Genomic DNA, 24,832 nt, shown 5'->3' with positions numbered 1-24,832 from the left:
GGGTTCTCATGAGGAACAAGCGGATCAAGGCCGCCGCGGCGCTGCTGGCGGCGATGGCGATGGGCGGCTCGCTCATCGGATGCAGCGACGGGGGCGGCGGAGGGAACAGCGGCGACGGCGGCGAGGTGACGCTGAAGATTCTGCACAACTGGAACGGCTCCGGCGCGGGCGACGTGGAGGCGGACTTGACGCCGATCGCCAAGGCGATCCAGGCGAAGACCGGCGTCAAGGTGAAGATGGACTACACGAAGGGCAGCGAGGTCGAAAAGGTGAACCAGATCTTCGCGACGCAGGACCTGCCCGACATCTACACCGGACCGGCCTGGGGCGGGGAGCTGGACGGCATCGTCAAGGCGGCGCGCGAGGACCAGCTCGTCGACCTGTCGGGCAAGCTGGACGCGTATCCGAACCTGTCCCGGGCGATCGCCAAGGAAAACGTGCCGCCGGCGCTGTACGAGAAGGCGATCGGAGCCTTCGGCGACCAGAGCTACATGCTGTTCCAAAACCAGCCGCTGACGGACAAGGACGCCATGGATTGGCTGTACGGCTTTTACGTCCGCAAGGACATCGCCGATCAGGTCGGCGTCGATCCGCAGTCGGTCCGGACGAAGGACGATCTGTACGCCTTCCTCAAGAAGATCAAGGACGCGGATCTGAAGGAGAACGGCATGCCGGTGTTCCCGCTCGGCGGCTTCTCCAACGGCTGGGCCGTCGGCATCGGCAACACGATGTTCTACGGCACGGAGTATTTGGACCAGGGCGGCGGCACGCTCGAGCATGTGTTCTTCACCAAGCCGTACGAGGACTACACGCTGTATTACCGCAAGCTGCTGGCCGAGGGACTGCTCGATCCGGAGGCGTTCACGCAGACCGATCCGATCGCCCAGGAAAAGATCAAGCAGGGCCGCATCGCCGTGCTGGCGGCGCATCTGCCGGCGATCATCGACGCCTCCAAGGATTATGTGAAAGCGCATCCAGGCAGCGACTACGTGCCGATCGGGCCGCTGGAGCGGGCCGGCGCCGAGCCGGATCGTCCCGTCGATCTCGGCATCCAGGGCAACAACGTCACCGTCATCACCAAGGCATGCAAAAATGTCGACGCGGCGCTCAAGCTGCTGGAGTTCCTCGCCTCGGAGGAAGGCTTCAAGCTCGTCCGCTACGGCATCGAGGGCACGCATTACGACATGGTGGACGGCAAGCCGGTCGCCAAGGCGGAGTTCTTCGACAAGTTCGCGGCCGACACGACGGGCAAGGCCAAGAAAAACGAGGGCTTCGCGACCGGCTTCGAGGACATGACCGGCCAGGACCGGACGAACACGCTCGGCGGCGACATCTGGGCGGACCAGGAGCGGATCGCCAAGATGGAAAGCGCGCGCAAAATCCTCCGTCCGAACGGCATCTCCGTCATCTCGGCCTACAACGCCGCCGACGTCATGGCCAAGTCGCCGCAGTGGGAGGAGCTCAAGCCGTCGATGGACAAAATCGGCGACGTCTGGAAGGAAGCGGTATTCGCCAAGTCCGACGAAGCGGCGCTGGACATCATCGGCGCGCTGCGCGAGCAGATCAAGAAGACCGGCTATCCGGAGGCGATCCAGTATGTGAACGAGAACCTGAAGGGCAAGGAAGTCGTGCAGCTGCAGATGCCGAACTGATCCGGGCGCTTGCCTGAAAGGAGGCCGCGACATGAAGCGGGAGGAAGCGGGCCGGCAGGAGCGGACGGGATTCCAGGAATCCCGTCCGTACGGGCCCAAGTACGATCTGCGGACGGATTTCGTCATGGTGTACGGCATTTCGGACGATCTGCCCGAGCGGATCGAGGGCTGGAGGAAGGCCGGCTACACGATCCATCTCATGACCGGCGTCTCGTGGGGCGAGTACCAGGATTACCTGTACGGCAGGTTCGACGGGCGGGAGCACTGGGACGAGGCGCAGACGCTGCGCTCCGGCGACCCGATGCTGCACGGCAAGGACGTGCCGTACATGGCGCCGACGATCTCGTTCGCCCGGTATTTGGCGGAGCAGATCCGCCGGGCGATCGACTGCGGCGTCGAGGCGATCCATCTGGAGGAGCCGGAGTTCTGGGCGCAGTCGGGCTACGAGGAGGCGTTCAAGCGGGAGTGGCGGAGCTATTACGGCGAGGACTGGCAGGAGCCGCATCGCTCGCCGGACGCCCAGTACCGGGCCTCGAAGCTGAAGGCGGCGATGTACGCGCGCACGCTCGAGCGCATCTGCGGCGAGATGAAGGAATACGCGCTCGTCGCCTATGATCGGGCGATCCGCTTCTACGTGCCGACGCACAGCCTGATCAACTACGCCCAGTGGCGGATCGTCAGCCCGGAGGCGCTGCTCGTCTCGATGCCGTCATGCGACGGCTATATCGCCCAGATCTGGACCGGCACGGCGCGCACGGCCAACGTCTATCGGGGCGTGCGCCGCGAGCGCACGTTCGAGACGGCCTATTTGGAATATGGCATCATGCAGGAGCTGACGCGCGGCACCGGCCGCGAGATGTGGTTCCTGCACGATCCGATCGAGGACAATCCGCGCTACAGCTGGAGCGACTACCGCCGCAACTACCGGGCGACGGTCGTCGCCTCCCTGCTGCATCCGGACGTGAAGCAGTACGAGGTGTGCCCGTGGCCGTGGCGGGTGTTCGAGCTGGACTATCCGACCGAGGACGGCAGCGGCAAGGAGCCGATCCCCGAAGCCTACAAGACGGAGCTGCTGACCGTCATGAACCTGCTGCGAGACATGCATCGCCACGAGGAGGCTCCCGATCCGTCCGGCGCCGGGGCCGGACCGTCCGGCATCGGCCTCTGCCTGGCCAACTCGTCCATGTACCAGCGGGGCGACGTGCTCGGGGAGGGAGAGGACGGAGGCGAGTTCAACTACGACGGCACGAAGGCGGCGGACGGACTGACGACGCGGCAGCTGGAGCTGCTGGACTTCTCGGCCTTTTACGGACTGGCGCTGCCGCCGGTCAAGAAGGGCATCCCGCTGCGCCCGGTCCAGCTCGACAACATCCTGACGTTCCCCGGCTATCTCGAGGGCTACCGCGTCCTGCTGCTCAGCTACGAGTTCATGAAGCCGGAGCATCCCGGCATCCATCAGGCGCTCGCCCAATGGGCGCGGGAGGGCGGCGTGCTGATCTATGCCGGCGACGGCTCGGATCCGTTCCACGGCGTGCGCGAATGGTGGAATCGCGGGGCGGGAAGCCGCGTCTACGAGCGTCCCGAGCAGCATCTGTTCGAGGCGATGGGGCTAGGCCGGGAACCGGAGCCGGGCGAGCATGCCGTCGGGGAGGGCGCGCTGCTGCATCTGCGCTGCCATCCGGCCGAGCTGTCGCGCTCCGCGGCAGGCGCGGAGCGCGTGCTCGGCGCGATCCGGCGCGCGCTGGAGCTGCGCGGCGAGGCGGACGACTACCGCGAGAGCGGCTTGCTGCGCATCCGGCGCGGTCCTTATGTGATCGCGCATGCGCTGGACGAGAGCGAAGCGGCAGGCGGCTCGGCCGTGCTCGAGGGAGCGTTTGTCGATCTGTTCGACGCGGAGCTGACGGTGCGGAATCGGATCGAGCTCGCGCCGGGCGAGGACGCCCTGCTGTACGATCTGGGCGAAGCGGCCGGCGGCCGGGGCGAGGGGGAGCCGGCGCAGGCGGGCTCCGCGCACGGCGGCCCGGGAGCGGGAGCGGAGGAGGCGGGGTCCGCGCACGGCGGCCCGGGAGCGGGAGAGGCGGAGGCGGGGTCCGCGCACGGCGGCCCGGGAGCGGGAGCGGCACAGGCAGGCTCTGCGCACGCCGGCCCGGGAGCGGCGGAGGCGGCGCGGCGCGCCTCCGTGCTTGTCAGCTCCTCCCGCGTCCGGGACGCGGCTCGGGAAGGCGGACGGTTCCGCTACGTGTCGGAGTCGCCGTCCGAGATGACGGTGAGCACGAGGCTGCGCGCTTGTTCCATGCCGAGCCGCATCCGCGCCTGCGCGGCGGATACCCCGCTGGCCGGGCCGGGCGCTGACGCATCCGGCGGCCATGCGGTAGAGGCGGAGTTCCATGCCGCCTCGTCCACGCTGCTGCTGCGCCACGAAGGCCGCCCTGCGGGCGTCCGCGTCGAGCTGGAGTGGCTCTGACAAAAGCGGCGTCCGGCCGGGAGGGCGCTGACGGGCCTGCGGGCTTGCAGGCTTGCGGACTTGCCGCAATCCGGCCGCGTCCTTTTTCAATCCGGTTGCAATCGGCCCGAGCTCTGCTATAATGGCACTATTGACAACCGCATAGCTGGGGAGCTGGCGCACGCCGGCTGAGAGGGGAGAAGCATCCCGACCCGTACACCTGATCTGGATAATGCCAGCGTAGGAACCGTATGCAGCCGACTCGCCGCGGAGCAGCCCTTTCGGGAGCTTCCGTACGGCAAGTCTCGATCTGCGATCCATCACGACGTCTTCCTTGGGGAGACGTCTTTTTTTGTTCGGGCGGGATCGGCTGCGCGGATCGGACGGCGGACGGCGACGAAGGCGATGCGGGCATGAGAGAGAAGAAAGCAGGGGAGAGACATGGGGAGCAAGACAAGATGGACAAGCGGCATGCTGACGGCGGCGCTGGCGCTCGCGCTGGCCGCCTGCGGCGGCAGCGCCGAGCAGGAGAACGGCGGAGCGGCGGCGACGGACGCGCCGCTGCAAAAGGTGAAGGTCGTGCTCGACTGGACGCCGAATACGAACCATACCGGCCTTTATGTGGCGCGCGACAAGGGGTACTTCAAGGAGCAAGGGCTCGACGTCGAGATCGTGCAGCCGCCCGAAGGGACGGCCGCCGATACGCTCGTCGCCAAGGGCGAGGCGGAGTTCGGCATCGGCTATCAGGAAAACCTGACGCTCGCGCGCACGCAAGAGCTGCCGCTCGTCTCGGTCGCGGCGGTCATCCAGCACAATACGTCGGGCTTCGCCTCGCCGGCGGACAAGGGCATCAAGGAGCCCAAGGACTTCGAGGGCAAGACGTACGGCGGCTGGGGAGCGCCGGTCGAGCAGGAGGTGCTCGCCTCGCTCATGCAGGAGCAGCAGGCGGATGTCGGCCAGGTCAAGATCGTCAACATGGGCAACGCCGACTTCTTCACCGCCGTCAAGCGCGACATCGACTTCGCCTGGATCTTCTACGGATGGACGGGCGTCGAGGCGGAGCTGCGCGGCGAGCAGCTGAACATGGTCTATCTGACCGACTATAGCGACAAGCTCGACTACTATACGCCGCTGCTGCAGACGAGCGAGAAGCTGATCGCCGAGCGGCCGGAGCTCGTGCGCGCGTTCGTCGCCGGCGCGGCAGCCGGCTACGAGGACGCGATCCGCGATCCGGAAGGCGCGGCGGAAACGTTGATCGCGGCCGTGCCCGATCTGAACCCGGAGCTCGTGCGCGCCAGCCAGAAGTGGCTGAGCCCGAAATACCAGGATGACGCCGCCCGCTGGGGCGAGCAGAAGGCCGAGGTGTGGAACGGGTACGCCGACTGGATGGTCGAGCACGGCCTGATGGACGCCAAGCCGGACCTGGCGAAGGCGTTCACGAACGAGTTCCTGCCCGCAGACGGAAATTGATCCCTGTTTCGAACGAGAGGAGAGCATCGACATGGCCAACGCGCTGGTAAGCATCCAGATTTTGCCGACGACGCCGGGAGGAGAAAGCGTCCTGCCGTACGTCGACCGGGCGATCGACATCATCAAGGAGGCCGGCGTGCCTTATCGCGTCGCTCCGCTGGAGACGACGATGGAGGGCGACCTGCAGCAGCTGCTCGCGGTCGTCGCCCGCATGAGCGAGGCGCTGGCCGAGCTCGGCTGCCCGTCCGTCATCTCCCAGGTGAAAATCTACTACAATCCGGGCAGCGGAGCCTCGATGGACCGCCTGCTCGAAAAATATCCGGATGGCCGGTAGCGGCCATCGCGGGCCGGATCGGAACGAGGCGGACGGACGCGAAGCCGTCCGGCGCGACGCGGCAGCCGATGGCGCGGCGTCGGAGCGGGCTGGAGCGGCGGCGGATGGCGCGGCGTCGGAGCGGGCCGGAGCGGCAGCCGATGGCGCGGCGTCGGAGCGGGCTGGAGCGGCGGCCAATGGCGCTAAGTCGGCGCGTGCGCGGGCCGGCGGCCGAACGCGCGCGCGGCTGAAGGCGGCGTGGCCGCCGCTCGCCGTGCTCGCGGCGCTGCTGCTGCTCTGGGAGGCGGCAGTGCGGCTGTGGGGCGTCGAGGCATGGCTCATGCCTTCGCCGGGCCGCATCCTGTCCGATGCGTGGGAAGCGCGAGAGCGGCTCGCCGGCCATGCCGGCGCGACGCTGAGCCTGACGCTGCTCGGCTTCGCGGGAGGATCGGCGGCGGGCTTCGCGCTCGCCGCCTTGCTGCATCTGCTGCCGCTCGTCCGCGCCGGCGTCTACCCGCTGCTCGTGCTGTCGCAAAACGTGCCGATCATCGCGCTCGGGCCGCTGCTCGTCATCTGGTTCGGCTTCGGGCTGCTGCCGAAGCTGCTGCTCGTCATGCTCGTCTGCTTCTTCCCCGTCTGCGTCGCGATGCTCGGCGGGCTGCGCGGCGCGGATCCGGCGCTGGAGCGCTATCTGCGCATGATCGGGGCCGGCCGCTGGCGGCGCTTCGCCAGCCTCGAGCTGCCGAGCTCCGCGCCGCATCTGTTCTCCGGGCTCAAGCTGGCGGCATCGTACAGCGTGACGAGCGCGGTCGTCGCCGAATGGATCGGCTCGGACCGCGGGCTCGGCTATTTCATGCTGCTGTCGTCCAAAGGCTTCAAGACGTCGCTCGTGTTCGCGGGCGTCGCCATCGTCGTCGCGCTCAGCCTGCTGCTCGTCGCCGCCGTCGCGGGGGCGGAGCGGCTCGCGCTGCGCTGGCGCTCGGAGAGAGGGGGAGCGGCATGAACAGGAAGCGATCGAACGGAGCGTCGCCGTCCGCTCCCCTCGTGCTTGAGGTCGACCGGGTCGCGCTGTCCTATCCGCAGGCCGCGGGGCGGACGCAGGTGCTCGGCGGCGTCAGCCTGAGCGTGGGCGCGGGCGAGTTCGTGTCGCTGCTCGGCCCGTCCGGCAGCGGCAAGACGACGCTGCTCGGGCTCGTCGGCGGGCTGGAGCGGCCGGATTCAGGCCGCATCCTCGTCGCCGGCGAGCCTGCCGGCAGCCGCCCGGGCCTCGCGGCCTACATGCCGCAGCAGGCGGCGCTGCTGCCCTGGCGCACCGTGCAGGGCAACATCGAGCTGGCGCTGCGCATCGCCGGGCGCAGTCGGGAGGAGGCGCGGCGGCTGGCGCGCGAGGGGCTGGAGCGGCTCGGCCTGGAGCGTCATGCGCGCAGCTATCCGCAGGTGCTGTCCGGCGGCATGCAGCAGCGCGTCTCGTTCCTGCGCGCGCTGCTGTCGCCGCAGCCGCTCATGCTGCTCGACGAGCCGTTCGGCGCGCTCGACGCGCTGACGCGGCAGGAGATGCAGGAGTGGCTACTGTCGCTCTGGGAGCAGGACCGGCGCTCGGTGCTGCTCGTCACGCATTCGATCGAGGAGGCGCTGCTGCTGTCGGACCGCATCCTCGTGCTCTCGTCCGCACCGGCGACGATCGTGCGGGAGCTGGCCGTGCCGTTCGGGCGGCCGCGCCGGCGGCAGCTGTGGAGCGAGTCCGCGTTCGGCGAGCTCAAGGAGGAGCTGTACCAGGCGCTCCGCCGCGAGCGGGGCGGGTCCGGCGAAGGCCGGGCTTGACGGCTGACGCCGGGAAGCCAGCTGTGAGGGAGTACTAATTAGAAGCGCTCGGCGGAAGCCGGGCGCTTTTTGGAGCGGACGAGAGGAGCGGATTGAATGGAAGGCATCGGCAAGGAAGGACAAGCCCCCGGGCAGGCGAAGCAAGGACAAGCCGGCGGGCAGGCGGAGCGTGGAGCGGCGGCCGCGGCGCTGTACGACACGCATCTGCATCTGGAGCAATACGGCGAGCAGGAACGGGAGTCGATGCTGGAGGAGGCCAGGCGGGAGGGGGTGCGCGGCATCGTCGCCGTCTCGATGGATTTGGCGTCGAGCCGCCGCACCCGGGAGCTGGCGCTGCGCCATCCGGAGCTCGTGCTGCCGGCGTACGGCTGGCATCCGGAGCAGCCGCTGCTGCAGGATGGGGAGCTGGACGAGCTGATCGGCTGGATTCGGGAGCGGCATGCGGACGGCGAACGGTTCGCGATCGGGGAAGTCGGCCTGCCCTATTACACGCGATCCGAGGTGGAAAGCGCCGGGGGCTCGTTCGACGAGCGCGGCTATATCGGGACGCTGGACCGCTTCGCGGCGCTGGCGGCCGAGCTGGATCGGCCGCTCGTCCTGCATGCCGTCTACGAGGACGCCTTCAAGGCGGCGAAGCTGCTGCTCCGACATGGAGTACGCCGGGCGCATTTCCATTGGTACAAGGGAGATGCGGAAACGACGGGCGTTCTGGCGCAGGCCGGCTGGAGCGTGTCGGTGACGCCCGACGTGCTGTACGAGCCGGAAATCCGCGAGCTGGCGGCGAGCTATCCGCTCGGACAGCTGATGACCGAGACGGACGGCCCTTGGCCGTTCGAAGGTCCGTTCGCGGGGCAGCCGACGCATCCGCTCCTGGTGCGCGAGGCGGCGCGCGAAATCGCCCGCCTGCGCGGGCTCGGCGAGCGGGAGACGGCCGAGGCTCTGGCGGGCAATGCCCGCAGGCTGTACGGCCTGCGCTGAGCAGCGGCGGGACTGCATCAAACGGGACTGCATCAAGCGGGACCGCATACAATAGGAGGCCATCTTCAGCTCCCGCGCTGAAGATGCGGCAGAACGGCCGAATGAGGAGTAAAAACGGACTTGAACCCAGGCGCAGGAGGCCATGGGGTCAAGTCCGTTCTTTTGCAGAAAGCACAGCGGCCTGGAAATGGTTCTCCCCCGTCATCGCCGGCCTGTACTCTCCGCCTCTACTCCCCGCCGCCGCGGCTCAAGCCGTACAGGTACGCATGCAGCATGAAGCGGAAGCTGGCGTCCCGATCCTGCGGCATCCCGAAGGCGCCGATCCGCTCCAGCGAGACGAAGCCGTGCAGCAGGCTGCGGATGCCGCGCACGGCGTGGATCAACTCGTCCTCCGCCAATCCGTAGCCGGACAAGATGCGGATTATGAGCTGGACGAGCCGATCGGCGGCGGCCTGCAGGTCGGCATCGTCCGGCTCGGGAGCCCGCTGGATCGCCTCGTACTGGCCCGGATAGGCACGCGCGAACGCAAGATAGGCGAGTGAAATGGCGGATGCGGCGTCTTCGTTCGCTCTCGATGCGGCCGCTTCCAGCGTTGCCGTCAGCCGCTCGACCGCGCGGATGGCGAGCAGGCGGCGCAGCTCCGGCAGCCCGGAGACGTGATTGTACAGGGAAGGCGAGCGGACGCCAAGCTTAAGCGCGAGCGCGTTCAGCGCCAGCGCCTCGAAGCCGCGCTCGTCGGCCAGCTCCGCGGCAGCGGCGAGCAGCGTATCCCGATCAAGCCCGATGCGCGGCATCGCCGAAGCCTCCTTCGAGCGCCGCGGCGGCGGCGCGGATCGCTTTTTCGAGCGCTGCCTCCGGCCGCTCCAGCATGCGGCCGTGCCCGGCGGCCAGCAGCGACGGACCGAGCTTCGCCAGCCTGCGGGCGGATGCGAGCGCGGTCGCGGCATTCCAGGTCGCCATCCCGGGGAATGGGAAGCGCCACTGCACCTGGCCGCTGACGGCGAACCCGCCTCGCACCTGAAAAGCGTCGCCGCAGACGAGCGCTTTGCTGCGCGTATCGAAAAAGGCCATCGAGCCCGGCGTATGGCCCGGAGCCGCAACGGCGAGCAGCGATCCGATTCGGTCGCCGTCTTGCAGCAGGACATCGGGACGCGTGCGCAGCTTGCGCGGCACGTCGCCGCGGATCGGGGACGGGGGCTCGTTCGGATCGAGCGAGCGGTCGCCGTCCAGCAGGCGCGCGTCCCGCGCCGACAAGTGCACCGGAACGTCCGGCAGCGCGGCCTTGAGCGCGTCGAGCGCTCCGACATGGTCGCCGTGGGCATGCGTCAGGACGATGCGCGCGATCGGCTGGCCGAGCGCGCGGGCGGCGTCCAAAATGGCTTTGGCGCTGTAGGGCAAGGCGGCGTCGATCAGCGTCAGGCCGTCCTCCTCCTCGACCAGATAGGCGTTGACAGGAAACAAGCGCGGCAGGAAAGCCAGCTGAACGATGCCGTTCGAGCGGGTCATTTTCATGGGAAAAACCTCCGTTTCGGGGTTTGCTAATCCGATTAGCTTTACTTTAACTAATTGTATTAGTTTTTGCAAGCCCGTTTTTTGACCGCGCCTCCGCCGATCCTGTACGATAGATGGAGAACATGCGATCAAAGGAGAGCTGCAGCTGGTGCACATCATGCTTGGAATCGTTTTTCTGCTTCTTTACGGAGGGCTGGTCTGGTATGTCGGCTGGAGCGGCTGGCGCTGGCTGAGGCCGGCCGCGGCCGCCTGGTTCCGCGTCCTTTACATCGCCGGACTGTCGTTTCTGGCGCTGTCGTTTTTTCTCGGGCGCTTTTTCCCCGAACAAGCTCTGATCAGCCGCATCGGCTCGTACTGGCTCGCGCTGTTCGCGCTGCTGCTCATGGTGCTGCCGGTCGCGCAGCTGCTGCTGCTTCTGCTGAGGCTTACGCGGATTCCCCGCCATCGGGCGGAAAAATGGGGCGGAGCGCTCACGCTGGCCGTGCTGCTCGGCCTGCTCGCCTTCGGCTCGTACCAAGCGTACAGCCCGGTCGTCCGCACCTATGAGGTGCGCGTCGACAAGCCGGCGGGAGGGCTCGAGGAGCTGAACGTCGTCATGGCGGCGGACATGCATTTCGGCTTGCTTTCCGGTCCGGCCCACGCCGAGCGTCTCGTGCGGGAGATCGAGAAGCTGCAGCCGGATCTCGTGCTGTTCCCGGGAGACATCATCGACGACGATCTCGAGCTGTACGAGAGCAGCGGCATCGGCGAGATCCTCGCCAGGATCCAAGCTCCGTACGGCGTCTATGCGACGCTCGGCAACCATGACAAGTTCGACGGCCCGACGGAGCGCATCATCGAGTCGCTCGAAGCGAGCGGCATGCAGGTGCTGTACGACGAGGTCGTGACGATCGAGGACAAGCTGACGCTGATCGGCCGCAAGGACCGCACCGAGCAGGACCGGGCGCCGCTCGCGGAGCTGGCCGCGCAGGCCGATCCGTCGAAGCCGCTCCTCCTGCTGGATCACCAGCCGTACGAGCTGGACATCGCCGCGCGCAGCGGCATCGACCTGATGGTGTCGGGCCATACGCATCGCGGCCAGATTGCTCCGGGCCATCTGATCACGGGCGCGATCTACGAGAACGACTGGGGCGTGCTGCGCAAGGAGCAGATGACGTCCGTCGTCACCTCGGGCTTCGGCTTCTGGGGACCGCCGATCCGCCTGGGCAGCCGCTCCGAGGTCGTGCAGCTGCGCCTCGTCTTTTCCTGATCGCCGCTCGCAGAGAAGCTCTGCCGGCGAATGCTTGATTTCCAGAAGGGAGAACTGAACCATGGAACGCGACAGCTCGAATCGATCCGGCGCGACGGCCGGAGAAGCGAAGGACTATGCCAAGTATTTTGACTTTTCGACCGCCAAGATCATCCGGGAAGAAGACGGAAAGACAGCCTATCGGATCAACGGGCGCACGATCCAGGTCAGCAGCGCTCCTTCGCATCGCGACGAGAAGAAGCGCGGCAAGCAGGAGGTCGAGGTGCACCGCGGCTTCGGCATCCCGGAAGACATGGCCGGCTTCGGCCGCGGCAAGAGCTATCATATCCGCACCTACGGCTGCCAGATGAACGAGCACGACACCGAGGTCATGCGCGGCATGTTCGAGGCGATGGGCTACGAGCAGGCGGACGAGTATGCGCAGGCGGACGTCATCCTGCTCAACACCTGCGCGATCCGCGAGAACGCGGAGGACAAAGTGTTCGGCGAGCTCGGCCATTTGAAGAAGCTCAAGACCGAGCGGCCCGGGCTGCTGCTCGGCGTCTGCGGCTGCATGTCGCAGGAGGAGACGGTCGTCAGCCGCATCCTGCAGAAGCATGCGTTCGTCGACCTCGTCTTCGGCACGCACAACATCCACCGGCTGCCCGAGCTGCTGCGGGATGCGGCGCATAGCCGCGAGCTCGTCGTGGAGGTCTGGTCCAAGGAAGGCGACATCATCGAGAACCTGCCCAAGAAGCGGGAAGGGCTGCGCGCTTGGGTGAACATCATGTACGGCTGCGACAAGTTCTGCACGTACTGCATCGTCCCCTATACCCGGGGCAAGGAGCGCAGCCGCCGGCCCGAGGACGTGCTGGCCGAGGTGCGCGAGCTGGCTCGCCAGGGCTTTCAGGAGATTACGCTGCTCGGGCAGAACGTCAACGCCTACGGCAAGGATTTCGAGGACCGGACGTACCGCTTTGGCGACCTCATGCACGACATCTCGCGGATCGCGGTGCCGCGCGTCCGCTTCACGACCTCGCATCCGCGCGATTTCGACGACCGGCTCATACAGGTGCTCGCCCAAGGCGGCAATCTGGCGGAGCATATCCATTTGCCGGTGCAGTCCGGCAGCACCGAGGTGCTGAAGCGGATGAGCCGCAAGTATACGCGCGAGTCCTACTTGGAGCTCGTGCGCAAGATCAAGGCGGCCATCCCGGGCGCGTCGCTGACGAGCGACATCATCGTCGGCTTCCCCGGCGAGACGAACGAGCAGTTCGAGGAGACGATGTCGCTCGTGCGCGAGGTCCGCTTCGATTCCGCCTATACGTTCATCTACTCTCCGCGCGCCGGCACGCCGGCGGCGGGGATGGAGGACAACGTGCCGGAAGCGGTCAAAAAAGAACGTCTCCGCCGGCTCAACGACCTGCTGGCCGTCCTCGGGCGCGAGGCGAACGAGGCGATGGTCGGGCAGACGGTCGAGGTGCTCGTCGAGGGCGAGAGCAAGACCCGCCCGGACGTCCTCTCCGGCCGCACGCGCACGAACAAGCTGGTCCATCTGGACGGTCCGCGCTCGCTGGTCGGCCGGCTCGTCCAGGTCAAGGTGACCGAGGCGCATAGCTGGCATGTCCGCGGCGAGCTGGTCGGCGACGCGGCGGAAGCGGTCTGATCCGCGTCCTGGCGGTCTTGCCGAGTTGGCGGCGGGGAAAAGTTGGGGCGAAGTCCTCTTCCGTGCGATTTCGATCCGCGGAAGAGGGCTTTTTTGCTCGTTGCAGCCGGCCGATGGGAGGGAGACGGCCGGCTTCGGCCGAGCGGCCGGGATTATGAGGATCCGGGGCAGGAATGTGCCTTGGATGGGGCCGAGCGGCCGGGATTTTGCGGATCCAAGGCAGAAATGTGCCTTGGATGGGGCCGAGCGGCCGGAATTTGAGGATCCAGGGCAGAAATGTGCCTTGGATTCGGATGGGCGGCCGGAATTTGGGGATCCAAGGCAGAAATGTGCCTTGGATGGGACCGATCGGCCGGGATTCGCGGATCCAGGGCAGAAATGTGCCTTGGATTGGGCCGGGCGGCCGGAATTTGGGGATCCAAGGCAGAAATGTGCCTTGGATGGGGCTGATCGGGCCGGATTTTGAGGATCCAAGGCAGAAATGTGCCTTGGATTGGGCGGGCGGCCGGAATTTGGGGATCCAAGGCAGAAATGTGCCTTGGATTCGGATGGGCGGCCGGAATTTGAGGATCCAGGGCAGAAATGTGCCTTGGATGGGGCCGAGCGGCATTCGGCTCGGAGTGCGATAAGCGAGCAGGCGAGCCGGACGCCGCCGCATCGCCGCAAGCTAACGTCGACGGAGGCAGCGGCCGATATCGTTAGGATGCATGCCATTCCACGATTTCACGATGTCGAGAAGGAGCTTGGACCGAAATGAACCGATTACCCAGTAAGGCGCAAAGCGCCGCCAGTAAGGCGCATAGCGCCGCCAGTAAGGCGCATGGCGCCGCCAGTAAGGCGCATGGCGCCGCCAGTAAGGCGCATGGCGCCGCCAGCAAGGCGCATGGCGCCGCCAGCAAGGCGCATGGCGCCGCCAGCAAGGCGCATAGCGCCGCCAGCAAGGCGCATAGCGCCGCTAAAATGATCGCCGCCGCGGTCGCCGCGAGCATGCTGCCCGCCCTCGTCCTGGGCGCGGCGCCTGCCGCCGCCGCCGAAAAAACATTCGCTTACGCTGAGGAAGGCTCCAGCTATGTGCCGCTGCGCGCGGTCAAGCAGCTGCCCGGCCTGAGCGTCGCTTGGGACGCGGCGTCAAAGACGGCCTCGATCGCGGAGCAGGAGAGGAGCGCGACCGTCACGATCGGCTCGAAGACGGCCCGCTCCGGCGGTGAGAGCTTCGCGCTGGCGCGTGCGCCTTTCCTCGACGGAGGAACGGCCTATGTGCCGGTGCGGCTGCTGATCGAGCGGTTCGGCGTGAGCGTGAAGCAGGAGCCGTCCTCCGGCTCGATCGTGCTCGGCAAAGGGGAAGCGCAGCTTCGCGTGCCCGTCGCTCCGCGCGGCTCGGTCAGTCTGGCCCGCAAGCCGGTTAAGGTCGAGAGCCGGACGATCCGGGCAGCCGGCCGCAGCTTCTCCGTCCAGCTGGCGACCGTGTCGCTGCTCGACCCGCGGGTCGATCTGGAGGTGGCGGCGGCCAAGGACAAAATCGGCAGCACCGAGGAGCTCGCCTCCATCGCGCGGCGCGGCGGAGCGCTGCTCGCCGTGAACGGCACGTTTTTCGACGCCTACACCGACGGCGCCGTCAAAAACCCGTACGGCTATCTGTTCAACGGCGGCAGCATGCTGTACAAGAGCAGCGGCGACAAAAAGACGGTGTTCACCTACGACGCCAACCATCTGGCCGAGCTGCTGCCGGGCCTCGACTTCGCGGAGCGGATCGGCGAGGACATTGACGGCGCGCTCCAGGCCGGTCCGCGTCTGCTCGTGAACGGCGAGACGAAGCTCGATCCGAAGACGGAAGGCTTCCGCGATCCGAAAATCCTGACGGGCGGCGGGGCGCGCAGCGCGCTCGGCCTGACGAAGGAACACGAGCTGCTGCTGCTCACCGTCGGCGGCGCGACGATTCCGCAGCTCGCCTCGATCATGAAGGCGGCGGGCGCTTGGCAGGCGATGAACCTCGACGGCGGCGCATCGAGCGGCCTTTATTACAACGGCAGCTACCTCACCCGCCCGGGACGCCTGCTCAGCAACGCGCTGCTCGTACGAGTCCGTTAGGCGGCCTCGCCTGGCTCGATCCCGCACTCGCTGCACGCGCAGGTCCGCTAGGCGGCCTCGCCTTGCGGAATTCTTGTATTTTCTGCACGCGCAGGTCCGCTAGGCGGCCTCGCCTTGCTCGATCGCTCCTCCGCCTACTGAGCGCTGCTCGTGCGGGTCTGCCGCTAGGCGGCCTCGCCATGCCCCACTGCTCCGCCTCCTGAGCGCGGCTGGACTTGCAAGCCAGGGATTTCTGCCCGGCATCACGCCGGACGGGAATCCCTTTTTTCGATCTGGATATTCTAATCGAACAACCGCCTCCGCCATCGAATGGAGCTCAGCCTGTTACGAAAGTTCTTTTGGTGGGTAACAAACATCGGAGTTGACACATCAAGGGAGGTCACTATGAGAACGATTCGCGCGCTTGGGCTGGCATGGCTGCTCCTGATCCTGACGGTGACGGGCGCGGCCGGATGGACCGGAACCGCTTCGGCGTCGGAGCCGGCCGCCGGCAAGGTGTATCAGATCGGAACGGACGTCACATTCGCGCCGTTCGAGTTCCAGGATGCGAGCGGCAAGTTCGTCGGCATCGACATGGATCTGATGGAGGCGATCGCCCGCGATCAAGGCTTCCGCTACGAGATCAAGCCGCTCGGCTTCAATGCCGCCGTGCAGGCGCTGGAGTCCGGCCAGGTGGACGGCGTCATCGCCGGCATGAGCATCACGGACGAGCGCAAGCTCAAGTTCGATTTTTCGGAGCCGTACTTCGACTCCGGCGTCATCATGGCGGTGCGCGAGAACGACAGCCAGACGCGGACGTACGAGGATCTGCGGGGCAAGAAGGTCGCCGTCAAGACCGGAACCGAGGGCTACCGCTACGCGGAGTCGATCGCCGGCGAGTATGGCTTCACGATCGTGCCGTTCGACGACTCGGCGCAGATGTACGACGATGTCAAAGGCGGCAATTCGGTCGCGTGCTTCGACGATTTTCCGGTCATCGCCTACGGCATCCAGCAGGGCAACGGGCTGCAGCTGACTGACGAGGAGAAGGTGGCCGGAGCTTCCTACGGCTTCGCCGTGCGCAAGGGGCAGAACGCCGAGCTGCTGCGCATGTTCAACGACGGCCTCGCCAACCTGAAAAACAGCGGCGAGCATGCCCGCATTCAGGAAGCCTATCTGGGCGAGGGCGCGCAGCAGGCGAGCGGAGGCGGCTGGAACCTGATCACCGAGTCGCTGCCGTACTTACTTGAAGGGCTGGGCAAAACGCTCCTGTATACGATCGTCTCGCTGTTTTTCGCCTTCCTGCTCGGCTTGCTGTTCGCCTTCATGAAGGTCGGCGGCAGCCGCTTCCTGCGAGGCGTGGCGACGGTGTACGTCGACGTGTTCCGCGGCATCCCGCTCATCGTGCTGGCCTTCTTCATCTACTTCGGCATCCCGCAGGCGTTCGGCTTCACGATGCCGCTGTTCCTGGCGGCGATCCTGACGCTCAGCCTCAACGCCGGCGCGTACGTGACCGAGATCATCCGCGGCGGCATCCAGTCGATCGACCGCGGCCAGATGGAGGCGGCGCGCTCGCTCGGCCTGCCTTACGGCAAGGCGATGCGCAAGATCATCCTGCCGCAGGCGATCCGCGTCATGGTGCCGTCTTTCATCAACCAGATGGTCATCACGCTCAAGGATACGTCGATCCTGTCGGTCATCGGCCTCGTCGAGCTGACCCAGTCCGGCAAGATCATCATCGCCCGCACGTTCGAGTCGTTCACGATCTGGACGACGGTCATGGTGCTCTACCTGATCGTCATCATCGCGCTGACGAAGCTGGCGGAGCGCATGGAAAGGAAGGTGCGCCATGGGTAAGATCCGCGTCGAGGGGCTGAAGAAGAGCTTCGGCTCGAACGAGGTGCTGAAAGGAATCGACCTGCAAGTGCAGCCCGGCGAGGTCGTCTGCGTCATCGGACCGTCCGGCTCCGGCAAAAGCACGCTGCTGCGCTGCATGAACCGGCTGGAGGACATCACCGCCGGCAGCGTCGTCGTCGACGACGTCGACATCAACGCCAAGGATACGGACATCAACAAGGTGCGCGAAAACATCGGCATGGTGTTCCAGCATTTCAACCTGTTCCCACACTTCAACGTCCTTCGCAACATCGCCTTCGCTCCGACGGAGCTCGGCAAGCTGGACGAGGCGGCGGCCCGGCAGACCGCGCTGCGGCTGCTCGAGCGGGTCGGGCTCTCCGACAAGGCGGACGCTTACCCGGCGCAGCTGTCCGGCGGCCAGAAGCAGCGCGTGGCGATCGCCCGGGCGCTGGCGATGAACCCCGACATCATGCTGTTCGACGAGCCGACGTCGGCGCTCGATCCGGAGATGGTCGGCGAGGTGCTCGGCGTCATGAAGAGCCTGGCGAGCGAGGGCATGACGATGATGGTCGTGACGCATGAGATGGGCTTCGCCCGCGAGGTCGCCGACCGGGTCATCTTCATGGACGGCGGCTACATCGTCGAGGAAGGCCCGCCGGAGGAGCTGTTCGGACGGCCGCGCCAGGAGCGGACGATCAGCTTCCTTGAAAAGGTGCTGTAAAACGAGGCTTCAGCGGCAAAAAGCCCGCTTCATCCGACTAGTCGGACGGAGCGGGCTTTTTGCATTTGGACCGGCGGAAGCAGATCGCTCGAGCTGCGCCGGAGCGTCGCGGCCGGCGCCGGATGCGGCTCGATCCGGGCCGCGGCGCCATGGGTCAAGGCACGACGAAGCGGATGCGCGTCCCGTCCTCGTAGCCCCGCAGCTGGTTGCCGATCCAGGAGCCGGCGCCGCGGTTGTCGGAGGACTTGACGTAGGCGACATCCGCGCCGGCTCCGCCTTCGCGGCACATCGCCATCGGCCACTCGTCCCGGTCGTATTTCTTGCGCGTCGGGATGCCCTGGAGCGACTCGCGGCGGTTGGCGTCCGCTCCGTCCCGGTCGATCGTGCAGATGGCCGAGGCGCCGGCGGCGATCGCGGCTCGGATATGCTCGGCCGTATCGGGATACCGCTCGGACGGGAAATAAATCGTCGCGTCATGGCCGGAGGGCGCGGCGGATGGCTGCGGCAGCTTGAGCTCGAACGAGCAGCCGCCGAGCAGCGCCGCCAGCAGCAGCGCGGCGAGCAGGGAGAAGAGCAGGCGAAGCGGTCGTCTGTCGGTGCGGGTCATGGTCGTCCTCCTGGTCGGTTCTCTCCTGTACGGAGCTTGTCTCCAGTATAACAGGGAACGTACGTTTGGGAAGACCAGGAACTGGAAAGGACGCCGACCGCTTCTAGCCCCGCCTCAAGGTTCATACAGATGAGAGATGGACTTCGCTCACCGGGCCAGAGGAGGGAATGGGATGCGAAAAAGGATTGCCGCCCCGAGACGGACAGCCGCCGACGCGGGACAAGCCGCAGACGGACGGCTGCCGGAGCATCGGCGCGGCATGGCTGTCCGCGCTGCCGCAAAAGGGCTGATCGCCGCCGCGGCGGGCTTGCTGCTTTGGCTCGCCCTCGGCTGCGGATCGGCCGGGATGGCGGGGACGGCGAAAGCGGCCGGCGCCGATCCGATCCGGCAGACGACCCAGGTTGTAGCCGTGCAGCAAGCGCCGGCTCCGGATTCGGCTCCCGCCAGCCATGGCATGAGTCACGGCGGTGGAACGGCGGGCGGCGGGCTGCAGGCGCCGCTGCAGGGCTGGCCGCTCGCTGCGGCCGTGTTCGAAATCTTGGCGCTGCTGCTGATCGGCGCCTTGACGATCCGCCAGATGCTGCGGCTGCGATACATGGAGCGGCCGGCCGAGATGCCGCTCATGATGTGCTGCATGGGCTTTTCGATGGCGGCCGGACTGGCCGGCGGCACGATCCTGTCGGTGCTGCTCGGCCAGTTCACGCTTCCTGCGATCGGCGCGGGAGCCGCCGCAGCCTGGGCCGGCTATGCGGCGGGCAGCCGCCACGGAGCCGCGCCGGCGCTGGAAGGTCTGCTCGGCGGCGCGATGGGCGGCCTGATGGGGCCGATGTTCGGCTATATGGCGTTGCCGGAGCATCCTTTTGCATCAGTGCTGTTCGCCCTCGCGCTGTTCATCGTCGTCGTACGGCTGCTCGGCCGCCTCGCTCGGGAAAAGCGCAGCGAAGCGGCCGCCTGCCTGGAGCCGGACGGCGGCTGAGCGTCGGGATGGCCTGATCCCTACTCGAAATAAAAAAGACGGAAGCTTCCGGCCGCAGCCGGGCTTCCGTCTTTTTTTACATGCAGCCGATTAGAACAGGAACGCGCCGATCAGCCCGCTCAAGAGGCCGGACGCGACGACGGAGCCGAACACGAGCCAGAGCACGCGCGCCGGGAAGGCGCGGCGCAGCATGAGCAGCGAGGGCAGGCTGACCGTCGGCAGCGTGACGAGCAGGGCGCCGGCGGCCGCGCCGCCGTAGCCGAGCGACAGGAACGACTGTACGATCGGAATTTCCGCCGCCGTCGGAATGACGAACAGCGTGCCCGCGATCGCGAACAGGATCAGCGCCAGCACCGTCGTGCCGGCTCCTTCGCCGAGCGTCGGGAACAGCCAGGCGCGCGCGGCGCCGAGCAGCAGCACGGCGAGGATGTACGCCGGGATGACGTTCAGCAGCATCGTGCCGAGGCTGCGTCCCCAGCGGACGAGGAACGGCCGGTCGTCCGCCTGGGCTGGAGCGAGCGCCTCGGCCGGCAGCTTGTCCTCGGAGACGGACGCGTCTCCCGCGAAGCGGTTCGCCAAGTAGCTGACGCCGAACGTGATCGCCAGGCCGAAGGCGAGGCGCAGCAGCGTGAAGTCCCAGCCGAGCACGAAGAACATGAAGATCAGCGTCGCCGGATTGAGCAGCGGATTGCCGAGCCAGAACGCGAGCGCGGCTCCGACGGAGACGTTTTTCTTGCGCAGGCCGGCGGCGATCGGCGCGGCGCAGCAGGAGCACATCATGCCGGGCAGCGAGGCGACGCCGCCCCATACGGTGCTGCGGAACGTGCGCTGGCCGAGCACGCGCATAAGCCAGTTCGCGGGCAGCAGCACCTGCACGAGCGAGCCGAGCAGGATGCCGAATACGGCGGCTTTCCATACGGCTTTATAGTAGACGACGGCATAGTCCCATGCGGACTGCCAGGAAGGATTCGGAATCGCTTCCTGGCCGCCGGTCAGGATCGAGCTGCCAATCGTATGCTCGGTGATCGCCTTGATCGCCTTGCCGTAGTAGGGCCACCACTTGATGTAGGTCAGGCCGGCGGCGGCGATGAGGATGAACAGGACGGCGAGCCACAGCGCTTTGCGGCCGTCGTTCTGCTGCCCGGAGGGCATGGGGGAAGAAGGGCTCAAGACGGAATAACCTCCTAGAATGGTGTCAGATGCTCGACTATTATAGCACAGCGCTCCAAAAGCGGAAGCGGAAGCGAAGCGCCAGGCGGCGGCCGGCCGGAGTTGGAGCCGGACCGAGCTTGTCGTATAATGGATGGGTTGAACGATAGCTTACGGAAAAGAGGGAAACCGATGTCGAAAACTCCAAGCGTCAAACTGACGTCCTTGTCCAGCAAGGGCGGCTGCGGCTGCAAGATCGGACCGGCCGACCTGTCGCAGGTGCTGCGCCAGCTCCCTCCGTCGGTGCCCAATCCCGACCTGCTCGTCGGGCTCGATACGAGCGACGACGCCGGCGTCTACCGGCTGAGCGCCGACATGGCGCTCGTGCAGACGGTCGATTTCTTCACGCCGATCGTCGACGACCCGTATGCGTTCGGGCAGATCGCCGCGGCCAATGCGATCAGCGACATCTATGCGATGGGCGGCAAGCCGCTGACGGCGCTCAACATCGTCGCGTTCCCGATCCAGACGCTGGACAAGGCCATTTTGGCCGACATCCTGCGCGGAGCGGGCGACAAGCTGGCCGAGTCCGGCGCGACGCTGCTCGGCGGCCACTCGATCGACGACAAGGAGCCGAAGTTCGGCATGGCCGTCACCGGCCTCGTGCATCCGGACCGGGTGCGGACCAACGCCGGGGCGAAGCCGGGCGACGCGCTGCTGCTGACGAAGCCGATCGGCGTCGGCATCTACACGACCTCGATCAAGAAGGACCAGCTCTCGCCGGACGAGGTCGCGCAAGTGACGCGCGTCATGTCGACGCTGAACCGCCGCGCCGCCGAGATCATGGACGGCTACGACGTGCATGCGTGCACGGACGTGACCGGCTTCGGCCTGCTCGGCCACGCGATGGAGATGGCCAAGGGAAGCGGCGTCGGCCTGACGATCGTCAAGAACGCCGTGCCGGTGCTGCCGCGCGCCCGCGAGCTGGCCGAAGCCGGCTTCATCCCCGGCGGCACGCGCAACAACCATGCGCATGTGAGCCCTTCGGTCGATTTTGCCGACCAGCATGACGAGATCGACCGCTTCATCCTGTGCGACGCGGTCACGTCGGGCGGCCTGCTGATCGCCGTCGCTGCGGAGCAGGCGCAGGCGCTGCTCGGTGAGCTGCGCGAGGGCGGCGTCGACGCCGCCATCATCGGCGAGGCGTCGGCCGAGCAGGCCGGACGCATCCGGACCGTATAAGAGAGAGAAGGAATGGCGATGTTTCAAGACTTGACCGTACCCGAGCTGCGGGACATGAGGGACCGCAAGGAGCTGACGATCGTCGACGTCCGCTCGCCCTCGGAATTCGCGGACGCGACGATTCCCGGCAGCGTCAACATCCCGTTCTTCGACGACGCCGAACGGGCGGAGATCGGCACGCTCTACAAGCAGCGCGGCATGGCCGAGGCCAAGCGGCGCGGGCTCGAGCTCATGAGCGCCAAGCTGCCGGCGTTCATCGCCGAATTCGCGGCGCTGCCGGGCAAGATCGCGCTGTTCTGCTGGCGCGGCGGCGGCCGCAGCCGCACGACGGCGACGCTGCTCGGCCTCATGGACATCCACTGCTACCGGGTGGCCGGCGGCTACCGCGAGTACCGCCGCTGGGTCGTGGAGACGCTGGAGACGTACCGGCTGGACAAGCCGGCCTACGTGCTGCACGGCAATACCGGCACCGGCAAGACGGCCATCCTCCGCCAGCTTGCCGAGGAAGGCTATCCGGTGCTCGATCTCGAGGGCTTCGCGTGCCATCGGGGCTCGATCTTCGGCGACGTCGGCCTGCGGGGGAGCAACCAGAAGACGTTCGACGCCGAGCTGCTGGAGACGCTGCTGCGCTTCGAGCGGGCTCCTTATGTCATCATGGAGGCGGAGAGCCGGCGCATCGGCAAATGCACGATGCCGCAGTTCCTCATGGACGCCAAGGAGAGCGGCGTGCCGATCCGGCTCGAGCTGCCGATGCCGGCGCGCGTGCGGCATATCGTGCAGGACTATCGGCCCGCGGAGCACAAGGAAGCCTGCCTGCATGCGTTCAAGATCATCAAGCCGCGCATGCACACTCCCGTGGCGAAGGAGATCCAGCAGAGCATCGAGCAGGACCGCTTCGACGTCGCGGCCGAGCTGCTGCTGGAGCATTATTACGATCCGCGCTACGAGCATGGAGCGGACCGCTACGACCAGGAGCGGGAGCGGCTCGTGCGGGCGCGCACGGAGCAGGAGGCTTTGGACGGCGTAAGGGCGGCTTTGCCGGACGTGCAGGCATGACCGACGGGTCTGCCGGACGGCTGCGGCCGATGAACGATCATGCTCCCGGCGAACGGGACGAAGCGGAGATCCACACCGTTTCGTCCCGTTTTTGCGTTCCATGCCGGGCCGGAGCGCCGATCTCGCGTCCGGGCATCGCCGAGGACGGGCTCGTCCGCCCCCGATCGGTCAATCGTGAAAGAATTCGTACGATCGCCGCCTACAGCCCCGAGTCCTCATCCTCTATACTAGCCTCATCCACTAGCGAGAGGTGAATTCATGGACTTGCCTTCCCTTCAACCTGCCGATCCAGCCCGCGCGCGACCCGATGTGAAAGCGATTACCAAAAAGGCCGGGCAGCGCTGGAACGCGCCAGTCGTCGGCTATCTGTTCATCGCTCCTTGGCTGCTCGGCTTTCTCATCCTGCAGCTATGGCCGATCATCCAGTCCTTCTATCTGTCGATGACCGAGTTCTCGCTGCTGGAGCCGGCCCGCTGGATCGGCCTCGACAACTACCGGGACATCTCGCAGGACCGCTTGTTCTTCAATTCGCTTCGTGTCACCTTCGTTTATGTCGCCGCCTCGGTGCCGCTCAAGCTGATCGCCGCCCTGCTGATCGCCATGCTGCTGAACCGGCAGATCCGGGGCATCTCGTTCTACCGCACCCTCGTCTATCTGCCTTCCCTGATCGGAGGCAGCCTGGCCGTGGCCGTGCTGTGGCGCAATATTTTCGGCCTCAACGGCTTCGTCAACCAGCTGGCCGTCCTGGTCGGCATCGATCCCAAGAACTGGATCGGCACGCCGTCCACCGCGCTCGGCACGCTGGTGCTTCTGACCGCCTGGCAGTTCGGCTCCGCGATGATCATCTTCCTCGCCGGACTCAAGCAGATTCCGTCCGAGCTGTACGAGGCCGCCTCGGTCGACGGCGCGTCGAGGCTGCGCAAGTTCGCGCGGATCACGCTGCCGATGCTGTCGCCGGTCATCCTGTTCAACCTCGTCATGGGCATCATCAACGCCTTCCAGATGTTCACGTCCGCCTACATCGTCACGAACGGCGGCCCGGTCAACTCCACGGAGATGTTCGCGCTGTTCCTGTACAACAAGGCGTTCGGCTCGCTGCAGATGGGATACGCCTCGGCGCTGGCCTGGATTCTGCTCGTCATCATCGGTGTCGTGACGGCGCTCAACTTCGTCGCGTCGAAGTATTGGGTGTTCTATGAAACGGAGGGACGAAAATGAACGGCAAGCCTCGCAAAAGCAACCTGCTCGTCCATCTGGTCATGATCGCCGCTTGCCTGGTCATGTCCTATCCTCTGCTGTGGTGGATCGGCGCGTCGTTCAAATCGGCGGCGGAGCTCGGCAATCCCGGCTTGTTTCCCGAGCAGTGGCTCTGGCGAAACTACTCCGACGGCTGGGTCGCCCTGCCGCAATACACCTTCACGCGGTTTTTCGAGAACAGCCTCCTGCTGAACGCCACGACGACGCTGCTGCATGTCGTCTCGGCCAGCCTCGTCGCCTTCGGCTTCGCGAGGCTGACCTTTCCGCTCAAGGGCATGTGGTTCTCGATCCTGCTGCTCACCTTGATGCTGCCGGGCCAAGTGACGCTGATTCCGCAGTATACGATGTTCCACGCCTTTGATTGGATCAACACGTATTTGCCGCTGATCGTGCCGTCCGCGATGGGCGGAGCGTTCTTCATCTTCCTCCTCGTGCAGTTCATCCGGGGCATCCCGCGAGAGCTCGACGAGTCGGCGAAGATCGACGGCTGCTCCTGGTTCGGCATCTACGCGCGGATCGTCATGCCGCTGACCGTGCCGGCGCTGATCACGGTCATGATCTTCTCGTTCATCTGGGGATGGGACGACTACTTCGGCCCGCTGATCTACCTCAATACCGTGGACAAGTACACCGTTCCGCTCGCCCTGCGCATGTTCATCGACACGCAGTCCGCCGTCGCCTGGGGCCAGCTGCTGGCGATGTCGCTCTTGTCCGTGCTTCCGCCGGTGCTCATTTTCTTCCTGGCGCAGAAGCATTTCGTCGAGGGCATCGCCACCTCCGGCCTAAAAGGATAGGCGCCTGCGCTCTGGCGCAGCTC

Annotated in this window: 21 protein-coding genes and 1 riboswitch; of the genes, 17 read left to right on the top strand and 4 right to left on the bottom strand. The window is 66.5% G+C overall.

All coding sequences use genetic code 11. The annotated features are described in order from the left end of the window. The first annotated feature begins 8 nt into the window (after positions 1 to 8). The 7 genes from H582_RS0100160 (at position 9) to H582_RS0100130 (ending at position 8,677) form a co-directional block, all read left to right on the top strand. A complete protein-coding gene (locus tag H582_RS0100160; RefSeq protein WP_028596855.1) occupies positions 9 to 1,652 on the top strand; it encodes an extracellular solute-binding protein in 1,644 nt (547 codons plus the stop codon). Positions 1,653 to 1,683: 31 nt separating this feature from the next. Further along, positions 1,684 to 4,116 (top strand): hypothetical protein, encoded by a 2,433-nt coding sequence (locus tag H582_RS0100155; protein ID WP_028596854.1) that lies wholly within the window; start codon positions 1,684 to 1,686, stop codon positions 4,114 to 4,116. 136 nt (positions 4,117 to 4,252) lie between these two features. Further along, positions 4,253 to 4,360: riboswitch (TPP riboswitch) on the top strand. A 176-nt stretch (positions 4,361 to 4,536) separates the two neighbouring features. Further along, positions 4,537 to 5,565 (top strand): ABC transporter substrate-binding protein, encoded by a 1,029-nt coding sequence (locus H582_RS0100150; protein ID WP_028596853.1) that lies wholly within the window; start codon positions 4,537 to 4,539, stop codon positions 5,563 to 5,565. Between the two features lie 31 nt (positions 5,566 to 5,596). Further along, entirely contained in the window at positions 5,597 to 5,899 is a 303-nt protein-coding gene (locus H582_RS0100145; protein ID WP_028596852.1) for a thiamine-binding protein, read from the top strand. Further along, entirely contained in the window at positions 5,889 to 6,881 is a 993-nt protein-coding gene (locus H582_RS0100140; protein WP_205621408.1) for an ABC transporter permease, read from the top strand. The genes H582_RS0100145 and H582_RS0100140 overlap by 11 nt, the downstream gene beginning before the upstream one ends. Then, positions 6,878 to 7,699: an ABC transporter ATP-binding protein gene (locus tag H582_RS0100135; protein WP_052332826.1), complete on the top strand. Its 822-nt coding sequence runs from the start codon at positions 6,878 to 6,880 to the stop codon at positions 7,697 to 7,699. Before H582_RS0100140 ends, H582_RS0100135 begins: the two co-directional genes overlap by 4 nt. 96 nt (positions 7,700 to 7,795) lie before the next feature. Next, positions 7,796 to 8,677 (top strand): TatD family hydrolase, encoded by an 882-nt coding sequence (locus H582_RS0100130; protein ID WP_084136422.1) that lies wholly within the window; start codon positions 7,796 to 7,798, stop codon positions 8,675 to 8,677. A gap of 227 nt (positions 8,678 to 8,904) precedes the next feature. On the opposite strand, the gene H582_RS0100125 is transcribed toward H582_RS0100130, so the two are convergent. Both H582_RS0100125 and H582_RS0100120 read right to left on the bottom strand, forming a co-directional pair. Beyond that, positions 8,905 to 9,471 carry a TetR-like C-terminal domain-containing protein gene (locus tag H582_RS0100125; protein WP_028596848.1) on the bottom strand — a complete coding sequence of 189 codons (567 nt, stop codon included), beginning with the start codon at positions 9,469 to 9,471 and terminating at the stop codon, positions 8,905 to 8,907. Next, complete coding sequence (locus tag H582_RS0100120) at positions 9,452 to 10,189, bottom strand: MBL fold metallo-hydrolase (protein ID WP_028596847.1); 738 nt, start codon at positions 10,187 to 10,189, stop codon at positions 9,452 to 9,454. Before H582_RS0100120 ends, H582_RS0100125 begins: the two co-directional genes overlap by 20 nt. 148 nt (positions 10,190 to 10,337) lie before the next feature. Here H582_RS0100120 and H582_RS0100115 point away from each other — a divergent pair, with 148 nt between their 5' ends. The 5 genes from H582_RS0100115 to H582_RS0100095 all read left to right on the top strand — a co-directional run bounded on the left by H582_RS0100115 (position 10,338) and on the right by H582_RS0100095 (position 17,728). Then, positions 10,338 to 11,438 (top strand): metallophosphoesterase, encoded by a 1,101-nt coding sequence (locus H582_RS0100115; RefSeq protein WP_028596846.1) that lies wholly within the window; start codon positions 10,338 to 10,340, stop codon positions 11,436 to 11,438. A gap of 61 nt (positions 11,439 to 11,499) precedes the next feature. Further along, positions 11,500 to 13,083: a tRNA (N6-isopentenyl adenosine(37)-C2)-methylthiotransferase MiaB gene (gene miaB, locus H582_RS0100110; RefSeq protein WP_028596845.1), complete on the top strand. Its 1,584-nt coding sequence runs from the start codon at positions 11,500 to 11,502 to the stop codon at positions 13,081 to 13,083. A 753-nt stretch (positions 13,084 to 13,836) separates the two neighbouring features. Next, on the top strand, positions 13,837 to 15,171 hold the full coding sequence (locus tag H582_RS0100105) for a phosphodiester glycosidase family protein (RefSeq protein ID WP_240478892.1): 1,335 nt from the start codon (positions 13,837 to 13,839) through the stop codon (positions 15,169 to 15,171). A gap of 384 nt (positions 15,172 to 15,555) precedes the next feature. Then, entirely contained in the window at positions 15,556 to 17,007 is a 1,452-nt protein-coding gene (locus H582_RS0100100; RefSeq protein WP_028596843.1) for an amino acid ABC transporter substrate-binding protein/permease, read from the top strand. Continuing rightward, positions 17,000 to 17,728, top strand: coding sequence for an amino acid ABC transporter ATP-binding protein (locus tag H582_RS0100095; protein WP_028596842.1), 729 nt, complete (start codon positions 17,000 to 17,002; stop codon positions 17,726 to 17,728). The genes H582_RS0100100 and H582_RS0100095 overlap by 8 nt, the downstream gene beginning before the upstream one ends. Before the next feature lie 154 nt (positions 17,729 to 17,882). On the opposite strand, the gene H582_RS0100085 is transcribed toward H582_RS0100095, so the two are convergent. Then, complete coding sequence (locus H582_RS0100085; RefSeq protein WP_043110721.1) at positions 17,883 to 18,335, bottom strand: NucA/NucB deoxyribonuclease domain-containing protein; 453 nt, start codon at positions 18,333 to 18,335, stop codon at positions 17,883 to 17,885. 172 nt (positions 18,336 to 18,507) lie between these two features. Between H582_RS0100085 and H582_RS0100080 the strand changes: the two genes are divergently transcribed. Then, entirely contained in the window at positions 18,508 to 19,311 is an 804-nt protein-coding gene (locus H582_RS0100080; protein ID WP_028596840.1) for a hypothetical protein, read from the top strand. 90 nt (positions 19,312 to 19,401) lie between these two features. Here H582_RS0100080 and H582_RS0100075 read toward each other — a convergent pair whose 3' ends face one another. Next, the gene (locus H582_RS0100075; RefSeq protein WP_028596839.1) at positions 19,402 to 20,463 is read right to left on the bottom strand and encodes a permease; all 1,062 of its coding nucleotides are present in this window, start codon (positions 20,461 to 20,463) and stop codon (positions 19,402 to 19,404) included. A gap of 189 nt (positions 20,464 to 20,652) precedes the next feature. Between H582_RS0100075 and selD the strand changes: the two genes are divergently transcribed. From selD to H582_RS0100055, 4 genes are all read left to right on the top strand, one after another. After that, the gene (gene selD, locus H582_RS0100070; protein ID WP_028596838.1) at positions 20,653 to 21,702 is read left to right on the top strand and encodes a selenide, water dikinase SelD; all 1,050 of its coding nucleotides are present in this window, start codon (positions 20,653 to 20,655) and stop codon (positions 21,700 to 21,702) included. 18 nt (positions 21,703 to 21,720) lie between these two features. After that, entirely contained in the window at positions 21,721 to 22,758 is a 1,038-nt protein-coding gene (mnmH, locus tag H582_RS0100065; RefSeq protein WP_028596837.1) for a tRNA 2-selenouridine(34) synthase MnmH, read from the top strand. A 258-nt stretch (positions 22,759 to 23,016) separates the two neighbouring features. Beyond that, complete coding sequence (locus tag H582_RS0100060) at positions 23,017 to 23,976, top strand: carbohydrate ABC transporter permease (RefSeq protein ID WP_028596836.1); 960 nt, start codon at positions 23,017 to 23,019, stop codon at positions 23,974 to 23,976. After that, positions 23,973 to 24,809 carry a carbohydrate ABC transporter permease gene (locus H582_RS0100055; RefSeq protein ID WP_028596835.1) on the top strand — a complete coding sequence of 279 codons (837 nt, stop codon included), beginning with the start codon at positions 23,973 to 23,975 and terminating at the stop codon, positions 24,807 to 24,809. The genes H582_RS0100060 and H582_RS0100055 overlap by 4 nt, the downstream gene beginning before the upstream one ends. The last annotated feature ends 23 nt before the right edge of the window (positions 24,810 to 24,832 follow it).

It is taken from the genome of Paenibacillus pasadenensis DSM 19293, assembly GCF_000422485.1.
Lineage (GTDB): Bacteria > Bacillota > Bacilli > Paenibacillales > Paenibacillaceae > Paenibacillus_O > Paenibacillus_O pasadenensis.
Note: the sequence above shows the minus strand (reverse complement) of the source record. Positions and strands in the feature narration are given on the sequence as shown.

What these genes read in the sequence shown, in the direction of transcription:
- H582_RS0100085 (WP_043110721.1), bottom strand. Translation starts at nt 18,335, where the DNA reads ATGACCCGCACCGACAGACGACCGCTTCGCCTGCTCTTCTCCCTGCTC.
- H582_RS0100160 (WP_028596855.1), top strand. Translation starts at nt 9, where the DNA reads ATGAGGAACAAGCGGATCAAGGCCGCCGCGGCGCTGCTGGCGGCGATG.
- H582_RS0100155 (WP_028596854.1), top strand. Translation starts at nt 1,684, where the DNA reads ATGAAGCGGGAGGAAGCGGGCCGGCAGGAGCGGACGGGATTCCAGGAA.
- H582_RS0100100 (WP_028596843.1), top strand. Translation starts at nt 15,556, where the DNA reads ATGAGAACGATTCGCGCGCTTGGGCTGGCATGGCTGCTCCTGATCCTG.
- H582_RS0100095 (WP_028596842.1), top strand. Translation starts at nt 17,000, where the DNA reads ATGGGTAAGATCCGCGTCGAGGGGCTGAAGAAGAGCTTCGGCTCGAAC.
- H582_RS0100130 (WP_084136422.1), top strand. Translation starts at nt 7,796, where the DNA reads ATGGAAGGCATCGGCAAGGAAGGACAAGCCCCCGGGCAGGCGAAGCAA.
- H582_RS0100055 (WP_028596835.1), top strand. Translation starts at nt 23,973, where the DNA reads ATGAACGGCAAGCCTCGCAAAAGCAACCTGCTCGTCCATCTGGTCATG.
- selD (WP_028596838.1), top strand. Translation starts at nt 20,653, where the DNA reads ATGTCGAAAACTCCAAGCGTCAAACTGACGTCCTTGTCCAGCAAGGGC.
- H582_RS0100120 (WP_028596847.1), bottom strand. Translation starts at nt 10,189, where the DNA reads ATGAAAATGACCCGCTCGAACGGCATCGTTCAGCTGGCTTTCCTGCCG.
- H582_RS0100135 (WP_052332826.1), top strand. Translation starts at nt 6,878, where the DNA reads ATGAACAGGAAGCGATCGAACGGAGCGTCGCCGTCCGCTCCCCTCGTG.
- H582_RS0100105 (WP_240478892.1), top strand. Translation starts at nt 13,837, where the DNA reads ATGAACCGATTACCCAGTAAGGCGCAAAGCGCCGCCAGTAAGGCGCAT.
- H582_RS0100060 (WP_028596836.1), top strand. Translation starts at nt 23,017, where the DNA reads ATGGACTTGCCTTCCCTTCAACCTGCCGATCCAGCCCGCGCGCGACCC.
- H582_RS0100140 (WP_205621408.1), top strand. Translation starts at nt 5,889, where the DNA reads ATGGCCGGTAGCGGCCATCGCGGGCCGGATCGGAACGAGGCGGACGGA.
- H582_RS0100145 (WP_028596852.1), top strand. Translation starts at nt 5,597, where the DNA reads ATGGCCAACGCGCTGGTAAGCATCCAGATTTTGCCGACGACGCCGGGA.
- H582_RS0100125 (WP_028596848.1), bottom strand. Translation starts at nt 9,471, where the DNA reads ATGCCGCGCATCGGGCTTGATCGGGATACGCTGCTCGCCGCTGCCGCG.
- H582_RS0100150 (WP_028596853.1), top strand. Translation starts at nt 4,537, where the DNA reads ATGGGGAGCAAGACAAGATGGACAAGCGGCATGCTGACGGCGGCGCTG.
- H582_RS0100080 (WP_028596840.1), top strand. Translation starts at nt 18,508, where the DNA reads ATGCGAAAAAGGATTGCCGCCCCGAGACGGACAGCCGCCGACGCGGGA.
- miaB (WP_028596845.1), top strand. Translation starts at nt 11,500, where the DNA reads ATGGAACGCGACAGCTCGAATCGATCCGGCGCGACGGCCGGAGAAGCG.
- mnmH (WP_028596837.1), top strand. Translation starts at nt 21,721, where the DNA reads ATGTTTCAAGACTTGACCGTACCCGAGCTGCGGGACATGAGGGACCGC.
- H582_RS0100075 (WP_028596839.1), bottom strand. Translation starts at nt 20,463, where the DNA reads ATGCCCTCCGGGCAGCAGAACGACGGCCGCAAAGCGCTGTGGCTCGCC.